General features: G+C 37.5%; 16 protein-coding genes. 7 read left to right on the top strand and 9 right to left on the bottom strand.

The annotated features are described in order from the left end of the window. Positions 1-46: 46 nt before the first annotated feature. The 6 genes from HQN83_RS08550 to HQN83_RS08525 all read right to left on the bottom strand — a co-directional run bounded on the left by HQN83_RS08550 (position 47) and on the right by HQN83_RS08525 (position 7498). The gene (locus tag HQN83_RS08550) at positions 47-715 is read right to left on the bottom strand and encodes an SGNH/GDSL hydrolase family protein (RefSeq protein WP_246254398.1); all 669 of its coding nucleotides are present in this window, start codon (positions 713-715) and stop codon (positions 47-49) included. A 50-nt stretch (positions 716-765) separates the two neighbouring features. Further along, positions 766-1722 (bottom strand): hypothetical protein, encoded by a 957-nt coding sequence (locus HQN83_RS08545; RefSeq protein ID WP_173089914.1) that lies wholly within the window; start codon positions 1720-1722, stop codon positions 766-768. A 207-nt stretch (positions 1723-1929) separates the two neighbouring features. Continuing rightward, a complete protein-coding gene (locus HQN83_RS08540; RefSeq protein WP_173089913.1) occupies positions 1930-3117 on the bottom strand; it encodes a M20 metallopeptidase family protein in 1188 nt (395 codons plus the stop codon). After that, positions 3101-3553, bottom strand: coding sequence for an SPOR domain-containing protein (locus HQN83_RS08535; RefSeq protein WP_246254395.1), 453 nt, complete (start codon positions 3551-3553; stop codon positions 3101-3103). The genes HQN83_RS08540 and HQN83_RS08535 overlap by 17 nt, the downstream gene beginning before the upstream one ends. Before the next feature lie 67 nt (positions 3554-3620). Beyond that, positions 3621-6935 (bottom strand): preprotein translocase subunit SecA, encoded by a 3315-nt coding sequence (secA, locus tag HQN83_RS08530; protein WP_173089911.1) that lies wholly within the window; start codon positions 6933-6935, stop codon positions 3621-3623. Between the two features lie 260 nt (positions 6936-7195). Continuing rightward, the gene (locus HQN83_RS08525; protein ID WP_173089910.1) at positions 7196-7498 is read right to left on the bottom strand and encodes a hypothetical protein; all 303 of its coding nucleotides are present in this window, start codon (positions 7496-7498) and stop codon (positions 7196-7198) included. A gap of 159 nt (positions 7499-7657) precedes the next feature. Between HQN83_RS08525 and purD the strand changes: the two genes are divergently transcribed. Then, the gene (purD, locus tag HQN83_RS08520) at positions 7658-8929 is read left to right on the top strand and encodes a phosphoribosylamine--glycine ligase (RefSeq protein WP_173089909.1); all 1272 of its coding nucleotides are present in this window, start codon (positions 7658-7660) and stop codon (positions 8927-8929) included. 318 nt (positions 8930-9247) lie between these two features. Here the strand turns inward: purD and HQN83_RS08515 are convergent, their stop codons facing one another. Beyond that, positions 9248-10399 (bottom strand): TlpA disulfide reductase family protein, encoded by a 1152-nt coding sequence (locus tag HQN83_RS08515; protein ID WP_173089908.1) that lies wholly within the window; start codon positions 10397-10399, stop codon positions 9248-9250. A gap of 109 nt (positions 10400-10508) precedes the next feature. Further along, entirely contained in the window at positions 10509-11690 is a 1182-nt protein-coding gene (locus tag HQN83_RS08510; RefSeq protein WP_173089907.1) for a formimidoylglutamase, read from the bottom strand. A 75-nt stretch (positions 11691-11765) separates the two neighbouring features. Here HQN83_RS08510 and HQN83_RS08505 point away from each other — a divergent pair, with 75 nt between their 5' ends. From HQN83_RS08505 to HQN83_RS08490, 4 genes are all read left to right on the top strand, one after another. Then, on the top strand, positions 11766-12734 hold the full coding sequence (locus HQN83_RS08505) for an SDR family NAD(P)-dependent oxidoreductase (protein WP_173089906.1): 969 nt from the start codon (positions 11766-11768) through the stop codon (positions 12732-12734). Position 12735: 1 nt separating this feature from the next. After that, positions 12736-14034, top strand: a complete 1299-nt coding sequence (locus HQN83_RS08500; RefSeq protein WP_173089905.1) for an HAD-IB family phosphatase — start codon at positions 12736-12738, stop codon at positions 14032-14034. A 33-nt stretch (positions 14035-14067) separates the two neighbouring features. Next, entirely contained in the window at positions 14068-15033 is a 966-nt protein-coding gene (locus HQN83_RS08495; protein WP_173089904.1) for a tryptophan 2,3-dioxygenase family protein, read from the top strand. Between the two features lie 78 nt (positions 15034-15111). Further along, a complete protein-coding gene (locus tag HQN83_RS08490; protein ID WP_173089903.1) occupies positions 15112-16176 on the top strand; it encodes a branched-chain amino acid aminotransferase in 1065 nt (354 codons plus the stop codon). Between the two features lie 94 nt (positions 16177-16270). Here the strand turns inward: HQN83_RS08490 and HQN83_RS08485 are convergent, their stop codons facing one another. After that, positions 16271-17242 carry a class I SAM-dependent methyltransferase gene (locus HQN83_RS08485; protein WP_173089902.1) on the bottom strand — a complete coding sequence of 324 codons (972 nt, stop codon included), beginning with the start codon at positions 17240-17242 and terminating at the stop codon, positions 16271-16273. A gap of 144 nt (positions 17243-17386) precedes the next feature. Here HQN83_RS08485 and HQN83_RS08480 point away from each other — a divergent pair, with 144 nt between their 5' ends. Together HQN83_RS08480 and HQN83_RS08475 are read left to right on the top strand one after the other, a co-directional pair. Continuing rightward, entirely contained in the window at positions 17387-17974 is a 588-nt protein-coding gene (locus HQN83_RS08480) for an RNA polymerase sigma factor (protein WP_173089901.1), read from the top strand. Continuing rightward, on the top strand, positions 17971-19290 hold the full coding sequence (locus tag HQN83_RS08475) for an outer membrane beta-barrel protein (protein WP_173089900.1): 1320 nt from the start codon (positions 17971-17973) through the stop codon (positions 19288-19290). The genes HQN83_RS08480 and HQN83_RS08475 overlap by 4 nt, the downstream gene beginning before the upstream one ends. Positions 19291-19316 lie beyond the last annotated feature (26 nt).

Genomic DNA, 19316 nt, shown 5'->3' with positions numbered 1-19316 from the left:
CCTATTATTTATCCTCTCCCTTCCAAATGCAGCAAAACGCTGAAATCTATTTTACCAATGGCAATAACTTATCAGCTAAAGTTTGATTGCCTTTTTCATTTAAGTGCACACCATCAGAAGTTAAAATGCCTTTATCCTTATCTTCAGAATTATGCTCTGTGTTGTAAGTTTTAAATATTGTCCTCAAATCGCATAGGGGAAGACTATTTTTAGCTGCCAGTTCTCTTATTGCTCCAGAATACTTATCTAAATCTCCATCCATTTCATTTGCGCCATTCTTTTTCTCTCCAATTACTGCCGGAGTACAAAGAACAACCTTTGCTCCATTTGCCTGAATCTTATTGATTAATGCCTGATAGAACTTAATGAACTTATCGTAATCAGTTCCTGTTCTGCTCGACTGCTTATGCCAAACATCATTAACCCCAATATAGATAACTACCAGATTTGGTTTTTTATTTAACACATCTTCTTCCATACGAAGATAAAGGTCGTATACTTTATTACCTCCAATACCCGCACCAATAACCTCATACTTTGTCGGATCAAGTGCCTTTTTTATCAGATCAACATAACCACCCGGCTCTACACCGGCCTGAGTAATAGAATCACCAAAGAAGATGATCTTTTTGGGTTTATTATTCATGGCAGAAAAAAATAACACAACAAGAAATGCAGACAGTAATGCTAGTGGTTTGAAGTAAGTTTTCATCATTATAATTTTTAATAGCAAAAGCCTAAAGAGCTTATTACGAAGTTAAAAAATTACTTGCCTTTTCCAAGGTGATAATCTTTATGTACTATCAAAAAGCTAGCTCTTTCTTCCTTCTTTAAAGGATAATCCCAATTCCCTTGATAAGAGATTTTAGTAGGCAGCTTCTCATCACCAAAATAACTGGTTTCTATGTTCATCTGTACATTAAAATCAAACAGCATATTGCTATACTTCATATCAACATAGCGACCAAGGATTTCAAAATTACGTTTATCAAAAATAGTAGTAAGCTCCTTAATCATCAATCCGTCTTTAGTCCAATTGCTCAAATCTTTCTTCATTGTAACTTTAAACCGATATACAGGAATAGAATCCAGGTAGGTACCACTGTAATAACTATAATCGTAGTATTGGCGCATATTAGCAGTAAATATTGCTGTTTTATCACCTATAAAAGGCAACCCTTTAATTGGCTTTCCCGGTGCAAATATTAAAGTCTTTAATTTATCCTTATATCCTGCATTTGCTCCGTCTGCCTTGCCTTTCGCATCCTCTTCAGAAAACTCAGTTTTGTAGGCATTCAGAAAGATAAAATCAAACATTTCAATCGTGTATAATTGATATTTACCATTCTTTCTATATAGCTTTCCGGTGTCCTGTTTTGCAATATACACCATCTTTTCAGGGCCCTCTGCAGTATGTTTAATCTTACGATAAATCCTGCCATCTACCTTGTTTTTTTTATCATAAGAGTAGATGTTGTTCTCTGCCGTGAAATTATACTTTTTCATATTCTTGAAAGCTTTATAAAAGCTTTCATCAGTAATAATGGCGTTGATAAAAGTCTCTACCCCAAATTTCTGAGCAGAGATATTTACAGCAGAATCGAGTTGTATTGTTTTAATGGTATCCGGATTAAAACGATCAATCTCCTGAGAAAATCCTTTTAAAGTAAATCCCATTAAATTAATTCCAATTAATACTGCTAGCAAAAGTATTTTCTTCATCTATTCTAATTTTGTAGTCGCCATTAATGGTTAGCGCTCATTGTAATGGGCGTTTCGTCGTAATAAACACACGTTGTAATAAACACCCGTCATCCTGAATTTATTTCAGGACCTCGCACATAACAGATTACCTTTCTCTTGAGAGGTCCTGAAATAAATTCAGGATGACGAGAGTATCAACATAACGAGTGCAAGCACCCTATATTACTAATTTCCCAATTGCTTAAGCGCAATAAAGGCCATTAACCCTGTAGAGGTCTTTAAAGCATCCTCATCAATATCAAAGTTAGGCGTATGAACAGAATACGTAGTTCCCTTTTCTTTATTCCCGGTACCCAATCTGTAAAAACAAGCATCAGTAACCTGCGAATAGTAAGCGAAATCCTCGGCAGCCATCCATATATCCAAATCAATCACATTCTCTTTACCCAAGTAATCCTCTGCAAAAGCACGTGCATTTGCAGTTAGTTTTTCTTCATTAATCAGGTACGGATAACCATCCATGATTCTAAAATCACAGCTACCACCCATACTTTCGGCAATACCTTCAGCCATTTTCTTCATTAAACGCTTAGCCTCTTTACGCCATTCTTCGTTTAAAGTTCTAAAAGTACCTTCAATTTTCACCTCATTAGGGATGATGTTTGTTGCACCATTTGCCTGTACCTTTCCAAAAGAAAGCACCGAAGGCAATCTTGGATCTGCATTTCTACTCACAATCTGTTGCAATGCAATAATAATATGCGAAGTGATCAATACAGGATCTATATTTTGATGAGGTTGTGCACCATGTCCTCCTTTTCCATGAACTGTAACATACAATTCATCGGTAGATGCCATATAAATACCCGAACGGAAACCAACTTTACCGGTATCAATTAAAGGCATTACATGCTGTCCAACTATCGACTGTGGCTTAGGATTCTCTAGTACTCCTTCTTTAATCATAATGCTAGCACCGCCAGGTAAAACTTCCTCAGCAGGCTGAAAGATTAATTTTATAGTACCACCAAATTCAGCCTTTAAGCTATTTAAGATGTAAGCACTTCCTAATAAAGAAGAACTATGTACATCATGCCCACAAGCATGCATTACCCCTGCATTTTTAGATGCATATGGTTTTTCATTAGCTTCCAATATTGGCAATGCATCCATATCGGCACGCAATGCGATGATGTTATCAGATGGAAGATCTCCTTTAATAATCCCAACAACACCCGTATTGGCCATATCAGAAAAAGGAATACCCCAATCTGTTAAATGTTTTTTAATAAATGCTGAAGTTTCGAACTCCTTAAACGAAAGTTCCGGATTTGAATGAAGATGCTGACGGTAGCCAACAACCTGCTCAAATATATCATTAGAGAGTGCCTGGATCTTATCTTTCTGTATCATCGCTGTATTCTAAATTAGGTGCATTAATTTTTTCCCTGAAAACAAATAAAGTAGGGAAAGTACTTCTTAGTTCATTCATAAATCGCTGAGCTTCCAGGCGTGTCCGAAAATCTCCAACCCTTAAATAATAGTTTGGCTCTTTATAAGTGATATAAGTATTAACAGATGGGTAAAGTGAATTAAATTTTGATTGCTCGTTAAAAACCTGTCTTCTGTCTGAACCATAAAACACCTGAACTCTGTATCCCATTTGAGAAACCACTGGTCCCGGTTTAACAGTTACAGCACCAGAGCCTGCAGGCTTAGTATTTAACGCAATGCGTTTTGCTATTAAACTATCTATCATCGGATCCTTAATTATGGTAACCTGACCTCTAGTTTGAGCAAACAAACCGAAAGAGGAACAACAGAATAACGCAGCAAATAGTAGTTTCATGAACAAGGCTTTAAAAAAAGAATGCCGATTTTTTACAAAAATCGGCATTCTTTATCTTTATTACAAATTACAATCCTGCACCGTGACAGTTTTTGTATTTCTTACCACTTCCGCAAGGACATGGTTCGTTTCTTCCAATTACAGTATCCTTACGGATTGGCTGCTGAGGCACATGCTCACGGGTATCATCCATTTGAGCAACATCAGCTGAACTTGTAGCCTGAGTAAATTCAGGTTTAGACATTTTCAATTTGCTTGGTGCCGGTCTTGGAGCCTGAGCTTCTCTTACATCATTAGGATCGGTTTGTACCGGAATTCCGCCTTTATATAAGAAACTAACTACCTCTTTATTTACCGCATTTAACATATTTTTAAATAAGTTAAACGCTTCCATTTTATAGATGATCAATGGATCTTTTTGCTCGTATACCGCATTCTGTACAGATTGCTTTAACTCATCCATTTCACGTAAATGCTCTTTCCACGACTCATCAATAAGCGCAAGAACAATTGTTTTCTCGAAAGATCTTGTAACCTCACGACCACCATTGTCAATCGCTTTTTTCAAACCTACAGGAACCTGAACACTACGGATACCGTCAGTAAATGGAACAATAATTTGCTCTATCTGCTCACCGCGCTCCTGATATACCTGCTCTAATACCGGCATTGCCTGAGCAATAATCGCATCAGATTTTCTTGAATAGAATGCAGTTACTTCATCAAATAATTTATCAGTTAAATGATTAACGCCTTTAGAACTGAATTCAGCCTCATCAATAGTAGTATCAGCAGAGAAGTTTTTAATTACTTCAAGTTTAAACCCTTCGTAATTTCCTTCTTCTTTGTATTCAGTTACAATATCTTCAGCAACATCAAACACCATATTGCTCATATCTACATCTAAACGCTCACCGAACAAGGCGTTTTTACGTTTAGCATAAATAACAGAACGCTGAGAGTTCATAACGTCATCATACTCAAGCAAACGCTTACGAATACCAAAGTTGTTTTCCTCTACTTTTTTCTGTGCACGTTCAATAGATTTGGTGATCATAGAATGTTGAATCACTTCACCATCCTCAATACCCATTCTAACCATGATATTAGAGATTCTTTCAGAACCAAATAACCTCATTAAGTTATCCTCAAGTGACACGAAGAATTGAGATGAACCCGGATCTCCCTGACGACCTGCACGACCACGTAACTGTCTGTCAACACGACGAGACTCATGACGCTCTGTACCAACAATTGCCAAACCACCGGCATCTTTAACGCCTGGGCCTAATTTAATATCCGTACCACGACCAGCCATGTTGGTTGCAATAGTAACCTGACCAGCTTGTCCAGCTTCAGCAACAATATCTGCCTCTTTCTGGTGCATCTTAGCGTTCAACACATTATGTTTAATACCTCTCAGCTTCAACATACGGCTAAGTAACTCTGAAATCTCAACCGAAGTTGTACCCACCAATACAGGACGGCCAGCTTCTGTTAATTTCACAATCTCTTCTGCAACCGCATTGTATTTTTCACGAACTGTACGGTAAACATAATCCTGATGATCTTTTCTTGAAATAACTCTGTTTGTAGGTATCTCTACCACATCCAATTTATAGATAGACCAAAACTCGCCAGCTTCTGTTGTAGCTGTACCCGTCATACCGCAAAGTTTGTGGTACATACGGAAGAAGTTCTGTAAAGTAACCGTAGCGTAAGTTTGCGAAGCATCTTCAACTTTTACGTTTTCTTTTGCTTCAATTGCCTGGTGTAAACCATCAGAATAACGACGGCCATCCATAATACGACCAGTCTGCTCATCTACAATTTTAATTTTACCTTCATCAATGATATACTCAACATCGATTTCAAATAAAGTATATGCTTTCAATAACTGGTTCACAGAGTGAATACGTTCCGCTTTGATTGAATAATCACGCATCAAGGCATCTTTCTGAGCAATTTTCTCTTCGTTGCTCAATGCAGATTTCTCTATGTCAGCAATCTCAGTACCTACGTCTGGTAATACAAAGAAATTGTGGTCTTCACCAGATTTGGTGATCAGCTCAATACCTTTTTCAGTTAATTCAACCTGATTGTTTTTCTCATCAATATGGAAATACAATTCAGCATCAACCTTAGGCATGTTCTTAGACTGATCTGCCATGTAATGGTTTTCAGTTTTCAATAAGGTTTGTTTTACACTACCCTCACTTAAAAACTTGATCAACGCTTTATTTTTAGGTAAACCACGGTGAGCACGTAAAAGCGCAACACCACCTTCTCCCTCATCAGGACCGGTTTTACCATCATTAATTAACTTCTTAGCTTCATTTAAAGCTTTAGTTACATATTCTCTTTGTGCAGCTACCAAACGCTCGATGCGTGGTTTTAATTCATGAAACTCATGCTGATCGCCAAAAGGAACCGGACCTGATATAATTAATGGAGTACGGGCATCATCAATTAAAACTGAATCGACCTCATCCACCATTGCAAAATGCAATTTACGTTGTACCAGTTGGTCAGGAGTTTGCGACATATTGTCACGCAAATAATCGAAACCAAACTCGTTATTAGTACCATAAGTAATATCAGCAAGGTATGCATCTCTACGTTCCTGAGAGTTTGGCTCGTGTTTATCGATACAATCAACCTTTAAACCGTGGAATTCGAATAAAGGACCATTCCACTCCGAGTCACGTCGTGCAAGGTAATCATTCACCGTAACGATGTGAACACCTTGTCCCGCAAGTGCATTCAGGTAAGCAGGCAGCGTACTTACTAAGGTTTTACCCTCACCCGTAGCCATCTCTGCAATTTTACCATTGTGCAACACCATACCACCAATCAACTGAACATCGTAGTGTACCATGTTCCATGCAACCTCAGTACCTGCAGCATCCCATTTGTTAGCCCAAAGTGCTTTATCCCCTTGTATTACAACATTCTTTTTGCGAGCAGCGTAATCACGGTCAAACTGAGTAGCTGTAACTTCTAGTTGATCATTTTCAGAGAAACGTCTTGAAGTTTCTTTTACCACTGCAAATGCAGCAGGCAAAATTTCCGACAATACCACTTCTAATTCTTTATCACGATCTTTAATTAAAGCATCAATCTGATCATAAATAGCTGTTTTCTCAGCTAATGATAATTCCTGATTCTCTGCATCGGTTTTTAAACCGCTTATTTTACCGTCTATTTCCGTTAAAGCTTTTGCAATAACATCTTTAAAGTAAACTGTTTTATTACGCAATTCATCATTGCTTAGTGCAGAAAGCTTTGCGTATTCTTCGTTTATTTTAACTACTATAGGCTGTAATGCCTTAATATCTCTTTCTGATTTGCTTCCAAAAACTTTGGCTAAAAATCCTAACATGTTTTATGTTTGTGTTTGTTTATTATTCTTATTAAAAACTATAAAATGACAACAACCAAGCCATTACAGGCCTATAAGCCAGAATGTCAGTTGTCAGTGCGCTCAATGCTTTTGCCTCACGCTCATCCTGAATTCATTTCAGGACCTCGCATCTGCAAAGTCGTACCTTTCTCTTGCTAGATCCCGAAATAAATTCAGGATGACGTGGCATCAGAATAGCGTAACTTCTTTGAGTTCAGGATGACGACGAATACTAAAAATTAGGGGCTGTTATTCTTGGGCTTTTCCCTTATTTCAAGGTCAGAAATACTTTGATTATGAGCCCTATATTTGATGATATGTGTTTCAGGAAGTACTCCTATAGCCGTTAAAGCACTATAAGATAAGAAAAACGGGTACCTCGAATCGTCAGGCTGACTTGAGCGAACAGTTGCCTGTTCAGTGCTCACCTGCTGCTTGTTGCAGTACTTTTCAGTTATGAGTCTTAGCCCCTCAACCCGCTCAGCTTTGGCCAAATGGGTAAGACTAAAAAATACAAGTGATAAAGTAACAATGTGTCTCATGTTGGCGGCAAATCTAATTTTAATCTTTTAAAAACCGAAATCTATTGACAAACAACCTTTTCTAAGCATATTTTATGCCGAATATTAAACTTAAACTGTGATAATTTAGCTAAAGCGGTATATTTGCCCAAACAGACCCAACAATTAAATCATATATAGATGAATATCTTACTATTAGGATCAGGAGGAAGAGAAAGTGCCTTTGCCTGGAAAATGAGCCACTCTCCCCTTTGCTCTCAATTATTTATTGCACCTGGTAATGGTGGTACAGGCGCTTATGGAAAAAACATAAACCTTAACATCAATAATTTTGAAGCCGTAAAAGCATTAGTTCTTAAAGAAAATATCGAACTGGTAGTGGTTGGCCCCGAAGAACCTTTAGTAAATGGTATTCATGATTTTTTTGCTGAAGATGAAAGCTTATCAAAAATCCCGGTTATCGGGCCAAAAAAAGAAGGTGCAATTTTAGAAGGCAGTAAAGACTTCTCTAAACAATTTATGGCGCGCCATGGCATCCCTACGGCAAGCTCACGTTCTTTCACAGCTAAAACTTTAGAAGAAGGCTTAACTTACCTACAGTCTCACCCACTTCCTGTTGTATTAAAAGCAGATGGATTGGCTTCAGGAAAAGGTGTTTTAATTATCGACAACGCTGAAGAAGCGCAGGAAGAATTAAAACTAATGCTTAGCGGTAAGTTTGGCGATGCCGGAACAACCGTGGTAATTGAAGAATTTTTGAGCGGTATCGAGCTTTCGGTATTTGTACTTACAGATGGCGAAAACTATGTAATACTTCCTGAAGCAAAAGATTACAAACGTATCGGACAAGCAGACACCGGCTTAAACACAGGTGGTATGGGCTCAGTATCTCCGGTTCCTTTTGCAAACAAAGCATTTTTGGATGAGGTTGAGCGTGATATTATTATCCCAACTGTTAATGGTTTAAAGAAAGACAAAATCAATTATACCGGTTTCATCTTCTTCGGCTTAATTAAAGTAAACGAGAAACCTTTTGTAATAGAATATAACTGTCGCATGGGCGATCCGGAAACGGAAAGTGTAGTTCCAAGAATCGAGAACGACCTTGTAGAACTTTTCATGGCTACTGCTAAAAAGAAATTAAAAGACTATAAATTAAATATCAGTCCTAAAAACGCTGCAACTGTAATGATTGTTGCTGGTGGATATCCAGGAGAATACGAAAAAGGTAAAGCCATTACGGGTATTGATAATGTACGCCAGTCTTTAGTATTCCACGCAGGAACAGCTCTTGAAGGTGGTGTTGTAAAAACGAATGGTGGTCGTGTTATCGCCATTAGCAGCTTACAAGATAGCCAGTTTGAAGCATTGCAATCAGCAACAGCTGATGCAGCCCGTATTTACTTTGATGGCAAATACTTTAGAGAAGATATCGGATTCGATTTAGTGTAATTAGAGGCTTCGGTTATGGGGGCCTTGGTAGGGCCCTGATAGGGTGTTGCTAGGGCCTTGATAGGGCCATCGCCCTCTGAACGCCCTGATAATACACCGGCATTACTTAACCATGATACTTTAAAGGAAAGCATACTATAAAAAAAGCCTCCGATCAATATTGATCGGAGGCTTTTGCTTTTACATTCGTTATCCTGAATTCATTTCAGTACCACTCAAGAGAAAGAACACCTTACTGGTGCGAGGTCCTGAAATGAATTCAGGATAACGAATGATTAGATAATAATCGAATAAATAACGATCAATTAAATACCGATACTACTTAGATTTTGCAGCGCCTAATACTTCAGCTAGTTTAGCTTGTAATTCTTCACCTCTTATATCTTTAGCAATAATTTTTCCTGTTGGATCAATCAGATAGTTAGCAGGAATACTGCGGATGCCATACAGCTTTGCAGCAGCATTGTCCCAGAATTTAAGATCTGATACATGAGTCCATGTTAAACCATCATCTTTAATCGCTTTTAGCCAGTCTTCTTTTTTACCTGGTCTGTCTAAAGAAACACCAAGAACAGTAAAGTTTTTGTCTTTAAAATTATTGTAAGCTTTAACTACGTTAGGGTTCTCACCACGACATGGTCCACACCATGAAGCCCAAAAATCAAGCAACACATACTTCCCTTTAAAGTCAGATAACTTAACAGGCTTATCATTTACATCATTTTGAGTAAAATCAATGGCTATTGAACCAACAGCATTCTTTTTAGATGCAGAAAGCATTGTAGCGATACTCTTACCGAGTTCTGTAGCTTTAACTTCGGCAGAAAACTTATTAAAATCAGGCTCCAAAACAGTTGGGTTAACATCAGGGCCAATTGTACCGGCAAATGCTACCAAAGCAACATAAGAATCGCGGTTAGCTAAATAAAACTGTTTATTGATATCGCCAAGCTCTTTCTGAATTGCTTCATCACGAGCATAAACGGTTTTCAAATAGTTTTCATCCTTTTTCTCTTCGGCAGTTTTGGCGCTGTATTCAGCATGTAATGCCGCATTTTTCTCCATTACAGATTTAGTGATGGCCTTATATTTAAGGTTGTCATCATTTACGGCTGATGCTTTTACAACTGCATGCTTAACAGAATCGGTAGCAGAATTTATCGCTACAGTCTTAGGCTCCAGGTAAAAAGTGAAAACATCTACAGATGCAGGATTTTTAGCATCAGGAGCTGTGTTATCATGAGCAACCCTGATAGCAGCTTGAGTAACTCCTGCCAATGGGCCAGTAAACGAAAATTTTCCTCCGGTGATAACCGCCGAATCAACAACCTGATTTCCTCCGGCACTATAGTATAAAAATGCTTTGGCTGGAGTATTTAAATTCCCAACCTTAGCCTGCAATGTAAATTTACTCTGAGCCATAGCTGCAACGGGCAATAAACAAACTGCAGTAATCAATAATTTCCTCATATTTTGTTCTTTAATTTTATCAAGCATTCAATCCTTTTATTATATAATGATGTGCCTGAACTCAAATATAAAATTCAAGTCCCTACATAACGCAATAAAAAATGTAAAATTATAATAGCTTTTGGAAGGTACGCCACCATAAATCGGGCATTTCTCCATTTACAGCAGTGGTATAATCGTCGTAACGACACGGTACTAAGTGAAAACGCTCATTTTTAGAGATCCCTGTCGGATAAGGCACCTGCATCCACCATCTGTCTGATTTTTTACTTTTCACAAACAACATCTCCCCTGTTCCATCATTTAAACTGGCTCTATAAATAAGGTATTGAGATTTAGGCGTAAGCGGGAAATCCTTTTTACGGTTGTAAAAGCCGTCAACAAAATACCAAACCATTTGAGCAAGCAACATAGCTGTCTGTCCATTAGTATCGAAGGCAGGATTAAACTCGTAAAACCCGATAGAAGTAAGCTTATCGCTCATCCCCGCATATCTTGCTATACGACATGCCTGCTCACCATAAAAACCATTTGGACCCGCGTTTGCGTTTGCCGCTGCATCTGATGAGCGGATAGCACCAATATCAAAGCTGATCATATTCGCGTTGCGAACAATGGGCTCTGTTAAACTGATATCATCTGCAAATTCACCTAACCGGTGTACATCAAAATATAGCTTATTCATTACCTTTAAACTTTCCTGATTCACATAATAGGTTTGGTAACCGATATTGCTAAAATTGAAAAGGTAATTGGGTTGGTGTAATAAAATCTTATTTAAATAGGTGTCTGATTTTGCAGCAAGTCCTTCCTGATCTTCTTCATCAAGGTCAAATCTACTATCTACAACTACCAGATCGACTTTTTGTTCCAGACTTTCGTAAGCCAGATATTGAGCATAAGTTAAGTCTTGTCCGCCACCAATAATGATAGGAACAATGTTTAGCTTAATCAGTTCAGATACCACCATTTTTAATGCTACATAGGTATCCGAAATTGAAGCTCCCGCTTTTATATTACCCAGATCTATAATTTTACTGGTGTAAGCGCCCTCATTTAAGCTGTAAAACTGTGCGCGCAAATAGTCGGGAGCCAAGCCACAGCCCTCATTATTTACAGAAGCGCGGTCATCTTGTACTCCAAAAATGGCAATATCGTATTCATTTTCTTCAAGGTCAGGAAATTTATCTGTGTAAAAAGTGGCCTTCAAACCTAGCTGACTGGTATAGAATCCCGCTTTTGGCGAAAATTTCTCTGGACTTAAAGGTGAAAAAAAATCTGATAAAGACATATAGTACTATAAATGTATGCCATCAAATATCTATTTTTGAGAGCATATTTTAATGAACATCCTAAAAAAAATGAAATGATATTAGTTACCGGCGCCACTGGATTTTTAGGAGCAGAATTAATAAATCAATTAACTGAGTCGGGTGTAAAGGTAAAAGCATTAAAACGCGAGCACTCTATTATACCCCAATCAATAAGTAACAACGTCAATATTGAATGGTTTGTTGCGGACATAAATGACATTTCTTCACTTGAGGATGCCTTTGATGGCATCGATCAGGTTTACCACTGTGCGGCATTGGTTTCTTTTAATCCGAAGGATAAAACCAAATTGCTAAAAGTTAATATCGAAGGCACCAGCAACATTGTAAACCTTTGTGCAGAAAATAACGCACGTTTGGTTCATGTGAGCTCAGTTGCCGCTTTAGGAAATGCTAAAAAAGGACAACTGATTACTGAAAAAGATTTCTGGGAGTACGATTCGAAAGCACATTCATACGCTATCTCTAAATACGAGGGTGAAATGGAGGTTTGGCGTGGAATAGCCGAGGGCTTAGATGCTGTAATTGTAAATCCATCAGTAATTATTGGTAGCGGAGCAGGCTTTGAAGGTAGCGGTGCAATATTTAAACTGGTAAAAGACGGCTTGTCGTATTATACCAAAGGTGCTACCGGAATTGTTGATGTGTATGATGTGGCGAAAAGTATGATTTCGTTAATGAACAGTAAAGAAACCGGCGAACGTTACACCATTTCGTCGGAAAATTACCATTATCAACAGTTTTTTGGAGAAATTGCGCAAGGTTTTAACGTAAAAGCGCCTGCTAAAGAAGCCAAACCATGGATGCTTGGCATTGCATGGAGGGCTGCTAAACTGGCCTCGCTATTTACAGGAAAGCCTGCAGCATTAACAAGCGATGCTGCAAGAAGTAGCTTAAATGAAAGTTTATACAGTAACGAAAAAATAAAGAATACAATAGGAATACAATTTAAACCACTTAAGCAAAGCATTGGAGAAGTTTGCGAAGGGTTAAAGAACAACTAAAATGAAGCAGAAAAACATTTACATTATTGATTTTGACAGCACCTTTACACAGGTAGAGGCTTTAGATGAGCTGGCCCGTATCTCTCTTAAAAAACATCCTGAGAAAGACGCTATCTTTCAGAAGATTGAGGATTACACCAACCTTGCAATGGAAGGAAAGCTTTCTTTTGGCGAGAGTTTGGCTCAAAGGGTTAAACTTTTGGAGGCTGATGAAGATCATTTAAAACAACTCATTAAGCATTTAAAGAAAAAAGTTTCTGCCTCTTTTTCGCGTAATGCCGAATTCTTTAAAAAACATGCAGATGAGGTTTTAATAGTTTCCGGTGGTTTTAAAGAATTTATCACTCCTGTGGTAAGTAAGTTTCATATTAAAAAAGAGAACATTTACGCCAACACTTTTGTAACTACCGGTGATGGTAAAATAATTGATTACGACCACTCCAACCCTTTAAGTGAAGAGGGCGGTAAGGTTAAATTGATGCAACAACTAAACCTTGAAGGCGATCTTTATGGTATTGGTGATGGCTATTCTGATTTCCAGCTTCGTGAAAGTGGTATGATCAAGAAATTTTATGCTTTCACTGAAAATATTTCGAGAGAGAGTATTGTTAAAAAGGCCGACCATGTTACCCCAAGTTTTGATGAGTTCTTGTATGTAAACAATTTACCAAGAGCGATATCTTATCCTAAAAACAGGATTCTATGCCTGATTATTGGTGATGCTGATCCAATGAGTATTGAATTGCTTAAAAAAGATGGTTTCTCTGTTCGTCATAAAACTACTTTCGAGGAGAAATATGTTGCCGATGTACACATGATGCTTTTGGCTGATGGCGAGAAAATTGAGCATGAAAAACTTAAAAGAGCAGTTAAGCTTAAAACCATAGGTTGCATTGGAAGTGCAAAAAACAAGATTGATATTGCTACCTGTACTGAACAAGGTATTGTAGTTTTTGAAGATCCAAAACATAATCCTCGTAACATAGATTTCATTCCGAAAAGGATGATTGATTTTATGAATACGGGCACAACTTATCTTAGCAGTAACTTCCCTAACCTGCAATTACCTAGAATCGAGAAATCGCACAGGTTAATTCACATTCATAAAAACGTGCCGGGTATTATGGCTAAAATAAATACCGTTTTTGCCAAGCACGACATTAACATTGTTGGTCAGTTTTTGATGACTAATCCTGAAATAGGTTATGTGATTACAGATATTAATGCGGAGTACGACAAGCAATTGTTTAAATCATTAAAAAAGATTGAACACACTATAAAATTCAGAGTATTGTATTAGGCCTTTGCCCTCAAACTTGATTAGATTTATAGTATGGAACTTACACCTCAGATAAAAGAAAAACTGGACAAGCTGCAGGAAAAGTATGCCGCTATGGGGCAGGATATGTCGGCCTATTTGGATGGTTTGTTGTATGCTGATTTCTTAACTTATTGGGATTACATCCACCTGGATACTTTGCTGAGTTTACAGAATCCGAAAACGCCTTTTCCTGATGAAGAGATTTTTATCATGTATCATCAGATTACTGAGCTATATTTTAAACTTGCGCTTCATGAGTGTAAACAGATTTCGGGTAATGAGGAATTAACAGCTGAGTTCTTTACTGATCGGGTAAGACGCATTAATGCTTACTTTAATGCCTTGGTTACTTCGTTTGAGGTGATGGTTAACGGGATGGATAAGGATCAGTTTCTGAAATTCAGAATGTCGTTGTTACCGGCAAGCGGTTTTCAATCCGGACAGTATCGCATGATTGAGATTTCGGCAACTGATTTTATAAGGCTGGTAGATAAAAGTAAAAGAGAAGAGCTTGCGGATAAAAGTGTTGAAGAGCAATTTGAATTTATTTACTGGAAGTTTGGCGCTACAGAATTGGCAAGCGGCAAACAAACGCTTACTTTAAAGCAGTTTATTAATAAGTATGCCGCTCAGTTTTTACAGCTGATAAAGGACAGACAGGAAAGCAATTTCTCTGCCCTATATCATAAACTATTAAAGCAGGGACACGACGTTTCTGCTTTGGCAGATGAGCTTAGAAAGCTAGATTTATACGTGAATGTAGAATGGCCATTGTCTCATTACAAATCGGCAGTGAGGTATCTGGAAAGAGATCCTGTTGATATTGCAGCTACCGGAGGTACCAACTGGCAGAAGTATTTACCTCCCCGTTTTCAGAAAAGAATATTCTATCCTTTCTTGTGGACTGAAGAACAAATTGAGGAATGGGGTAAGGGATGGGTACTTAGTGTGTTGAAAACACTTAGAAATGAGGGATAAACATCATCAAATTGCAAAATAATAGAGAATAAACATTGCTTTTTTTACTAAATTTGCAGTAATAAAATACAAGTCAAAATGAACGAGACATTGGATATAACAGTAACCAAGACTGAGCAAACCAGATTAACAGTAACAGATTTCTCTCAATTACCTTTCGGAAAGGTATTTTCCGATCACATGTTTATCGCAGAATATGAAAATGGTGAGTGGACAAACCTACAGGTATTACCTTACGGTCCCATTCTAATGAGCCCTGCAATTTCTGCCCTTCACTATGGACAGGCAATTTTTGAAGGGATGAAAGCTTATCGTTTAGCTGATGGCAAAGTCAGTGTTTTCAGACCAGAGAAAAACTTTGAGCGTTTCAATAAATCAGCAACTCGCATGGCTATGCCGAGCATCCCTCAGGATATTTTTATGCAAGGGATTGCAGCGCTGATTGAGATCGACAACAAGTGGATCCCTAGTCAGGATGGTTATTCTTTATACATTCGTCCGGTGATGTTTGCTACAGATCCTTATTTGGGTGTTAAAGCTTCTGACAAGTATACTTTTGCTTTATTAACTACCCCAACAGGCCCTTATTACAGCAAAGCTTTAAAAGTTAAAATTGAAACTGAATTTACCCGTGCTGATGAGGGTGGTGTTGGTTATGCTAAAACCGCAGGAAACTATGCACGTTCTTTATATCCATTTGCAGAAGCTCAAAAAGAAGGCTTTGATCAGTTAATCTGGACAGATGCTGTTTCTCATGAGTATATTGAAGAAGCAGGAACTGCTAATTTAATCTTCGTAATTGATGGTAAATTGGTAACTCCCTCTGTAAGAAGCACTGTTTTAGATGGTGTAACACGCGACACAATTATCAAACTTGCTAAAAACGCAGGTATTGAAGTTGAAGAAAGACGCGTTAGTGTGAAAGAAGTAATTGAAGGAATTGAAAATGGCAGGTTAACTGATGCTTTTGCAGCAGGAACCGCAGCAACAGTAACTCCAATTGGTGAAATCGGATATGAGGGTAAGGTCTATACTTTAACCGATCCTTCTACTCGTACCGTTTCGGCAGGTATTGCTAAAACATTGAATGATATCCGTTACGGATTGATTCCAGATGAATTTGGTTGGAACTGGATCGTATAATCGTTAGATTATCTTTGTAAGACTACCTTTTAAAATTATATAGCGCCCGTTAAAAAGGGCGCTTTTTTTATGCAATCGTCATCCTGAATTTATTTCAGGATCCCTCATTTGCTAGGTTACCTTCCTCTTGTGAGATCCTGAAAATAAATTCAGGAAGACGTGACACATATGGATTTTCAGGAATGTAAACCAGATGATAACCGCCATCTTGCAGCCCCTTTAAGAGTGCTTCATCAGGAACTTCTTTAAAAACAATAGTTGACAACACCTGGCTTGGAATTAGTCTTATCTTCACCAATGCATCGATCAATTTCTTCTTGAAATAGACCTCCCTGAATTTCTTATTTTTAAGACTACATTCTATTTCCTCTGCTCCCTTGAAATAAAAATTAGGATTAATCTTTTTAAATGCGACCAGAGGTAAATTAAGTCCAGCTGCAAATTTCTCCATTTCACGCTCAGATATTTTATATACAAAGTTTCCTACAGGCTCGTAGGAGAATCTGTTTTTCCATAGCAGATTTGCGAATTTGCTTTTAACTGCAGAAAAGATATTCAACAAAAAAAGCAATCCTGACATTTTAGAAATCGGGTCTTGAGGCTCTATCACCAAAATACCTTTCTTGGCTACCCTAATCATTTCATATAGGGCTGCATATGGCCGTGGAAAGTGATGATATGCTTCCTTACACAACAAATAATCAAATTGATCATCATCATAAGACAGTTGCTCTGCATTTTGCATACTAAAGCTATCTATTACACCCTCCTTTTGAGCAATATGAAGAAAATCGATATTTAAATCAGATGCAGTGGCTCTGATGCCCTTTCTAAGGATATACTGAGCATCAAAACCATAAGCGTCACCTACGGTAAGCCAAGTTTTGTGTCTATTTTTTAATAATGGATCAAGGCAACTAAAAAATATACTTTGAAGCCAAACACCCAGATTATCTTTAACACGAACATCTTTGCTTTTCTTTAAGTAATCAACTTTAGACTGTTCTGTTGGAAATTGCAGATTGTACCATCCTTCGTGTCTTTCGTAGCTTTCTTTGTTGAACATTTGTTGTACCTCCATAGAAAGATTACGCCTTGAAATGATAAAATGTTGGGAGAAAAATTTATTTATTATTTACCCAACGTTTGGCTATCAGCTCACGTAATACCTATAAGAAACTTATGTATATTCGACTCCTTAACCATTTAAATGAGCCCTTCCGCTAAAAAAACCATAAAGCTCGTAAAAGGCTGCATGGCCAATGAACGCTCGGCGCAGGAGGGTTTGTATAAGCAATTTTATACAGACATGCTACGGTTATGCATCAGATATCTCAAAACAAATGACCTTGCAAAAGAGGCATTAAATCAAGGCTTTCTAAAGGTATTCCAGAACATTAATTCATTTGATGATAAGAAAGGAGAATTGAACGCATGGGTAGCAACTATCATGATTAGAACATGCATAGACATTAAGCGTAAGGAACTTAAGTTTACAACAGACATTGATGAGGCTGGAATTACTGAAAATGTATTTGTATCGCCAGCCATTTTGGATAAGCTATATGCAGAAGATCTAATAGGTATGATCAGATTTCTACCTGATGCTACTCAAATGGTATTCAACTTATCTGTAATTGATGGATATTCCCATAAAGAAATTAGTGAGCAATTAAACATAACAGAAAGCACTTCCAGATGGCATTTATCTGAAGGAAAAAAACAATTAAGAGTTTTACTTGAACCTCGTGGAGCGGGTCATGATTATCCAACTGAACATAAAAAAGGAGCAAGATGAGAAATTCAGGATGGAATCATAAACTTTGGAAGAAAAAGCTCAATGAGCTTCCCGTAGAAATAGATTTGAACTCTGCCTGGTCGGAGATGCAGTCTATTTTAGATCATAACTTACCACTTAGTGACTTACCTAAAAGTGATGGCTTAGCAAAAACAATTGGCAACAAAATAGTTTCTATGCTTGGATATATATTACCTGCCGCAGCAATGATTGCCGGATTAATCTATTTTACGACGAAACAACCGAAAGCAGAAAAATCTATAAACGCAAAACAGATTAATAAGAATTCTCTGTTAAAAACCCCTGATATCTTAAAGGTAAATGATAGCGCAAAAGACAGCAATCAGCCTAAGGATAGTCTATCCTCCCATACCGCGTTTAGCATTAAGATTAATCAAAACACACTGCATTCTTCTCACTCTGAGAAAGATATCACTGAGGATCAGGCAGTATTAACCCAAGCTAGTTCGGCCAATCCCAACAGTACTGAGGCTATTAAAACACTTCCTGATCTTTCAAATCAACAAATAACCAGTTCAATTGACCATGCTGGATTTAATTCAAATGTTTCCTTATTTACTAATCGAAATGTGGGGTTCTTTAATATAAATACACGGATGATCAATTTGAGTGCTTATAACAAGCGGAGCGAAAAGGATGAAAGGATTTACAAAAAGACCAAACGTAAGAAAAGCGTAAAAATTAAGGAGCAGAAAGAAATTTATACCCCTCAATACAATTATAGCTTTGAAGCAGGGCTTAATGTTTACCAGTCTAACCAAAATATTTTTCTTGGTGCAAATGCTGCATATGCAATAAACAAACGACTAATCGTAAACGCAGGCCTTAGACTTAGTTTGGCTAATGTTGTGGAGGGAAGCTATACACACCCGAGTTACAATTTAAAAGATTCAGCTAAAAAAGAAGACTTAACAATACTAGACCACCGACAATTAACCACTGCAGACATACCTCTAGGCTTGGAATATAAAATTTCAAATAGAGTTAGCATAAAAGCCGGTCCAGTTCTTAGTTTCCTAATTAAAAACGGTGGAATGGGAAGTAAATTAGGTACTGTTAAAAACCTATTTGATACTGTTTACAACAGTAAAAAGATTAACAACTCACTTGCCAATTCAACTACAAACAAACTTAACATTGGTTTCTCGACAGGATTAAGCGTCCGTTTCAAACAATTTAATATTGAAGCCGGCTATAGGCAAAATTTTGTCCCCTATAAAGTAAGCAGCGACTTAGGTTCTTATAAAAAAGATTTTAAAACCTTTCAGATTGGAATAGGATATAACATTAAATAAGTCTTTTTTCAATAAATAAGACAACA

This window comes from Pedobacter foliorum (assembly GCF_013266735.1).
Lineage (GTDB): Bacteria > Bacteroidota > Bacteroidia > Sphingobacteriales > Sphingobacteriaceae > Pedobacter > Pedobacter foliorum.
The sequence above is the reverse complement of the archived record's forward strand: the minus strand, read 5'-3'. Positions and strand labels throughout refer to the sequence as shown.

Coding starts and splice junctions, on each gene's coding strand:
- HQN83_RS08550 (WP_246254398.1), bottom strand. CDS start 715: ATGATGAAAACTTACTTCAAACCACTAGCATTACTGTCTGCATTTCTT.
- HQN83_RS08545 (WP_173089914.1), bottom strand. CDS start 1,722: ATGAAGAAAATACTTTTGCTAGCAGTATTAATTGGAATTAATTTAATG.
- HQN83_RS08540 (WP_173089913.1), bottom strand. CDS start 3,117: ATGATACAGAAAGATAAGATCCAGGCACTCTCTAATGATATATTTGAG.
- HQN83_RS08535 (WP_246254395.1), bottom strand. CDS start 3,553: ATGAAACTACTATTTGCTGCGTTATTCTGTTGTTCCTCTTTCGGTTTG.
- secA (WP_173089911.1), bottom strand. CDS start 6,935: ATGTTAGGATTTTTAGCCAAAGTTTTTGGAAGCAAATCAGAAAGAGAT.
- HQN83_RS08525 (WP_173089910.1), bottom strand. CDS start 7,498: ATGAGACACATTGTTACTTTATCACTTGTATTTTTTAGTCTTACCCAT.
- purD (WP_173089909.1), top strand. CDS start 7,658: ATGAATATCTTACTATTAGGATCAGGAGGAAGAGAAAGTGCCTTTGCC.
- HQN83_RS08515 (WP_173089908.1), bottom strand. CDS start 10,399: ATGAGGAAATTATTGATTACTGCAGTTTGTTTATTGCCCGTTGCAGCT.
- HQN83_RS08510 (WP_173089907.1), bottom strand. CDS start 11,690: ATGTCTTTATCAGATTTTTTTTCACCTTTAAGTCCAGAGAAATTTTCG.
- HQN83_RS08505 (WP_173089906.1), top strand. CDS start 11,766: ATGATATTAGTTACCGGCGCCACTGGATTTTTAGGAGCAGAATTAATA.
- HQN83_RS08500 (WP_173089905.1), top strand. CDS start 12,736: ATGAAGCAGAAAAACATTTACATTATTGATTTTGACAGCACCTTTACA.
- HQN83_RS08495 (WP_173089904.1), top strand. CDS start 14,068: ATGGAACTTACACCTCAGATAAAAGAAAAACTGGACAAGCTGCAGGAA.
- HQN83_RS08490 (WP_173089903.1), top strand. CDS start 15,112: ATGAACGAGACATTGGATATAACAGTAACCAAGACTGAGCAAACCAGA.
- HQN83_RS08485 (WP_173089902.1), bottom strand. CDS start 17,242: ATGTTCAACAAAGAAAGCTACGAAAGACACGAAGGATGGTACAATCTG.
- HQN83_RS08480 (WP_173089901.1), top strand. CDS start 17,387: ATGAGCCCTTCCGCTAAAAAAACCATAAAGCTCGTAAAAGGCTGCATG.
- HQN83_RS08475 (WP_173089900.1), top strand. CDS start 17,971: ATGAGAAATTCAGGATGGAATCATAAACTTTGGAAGAAAAAGCTCAAT.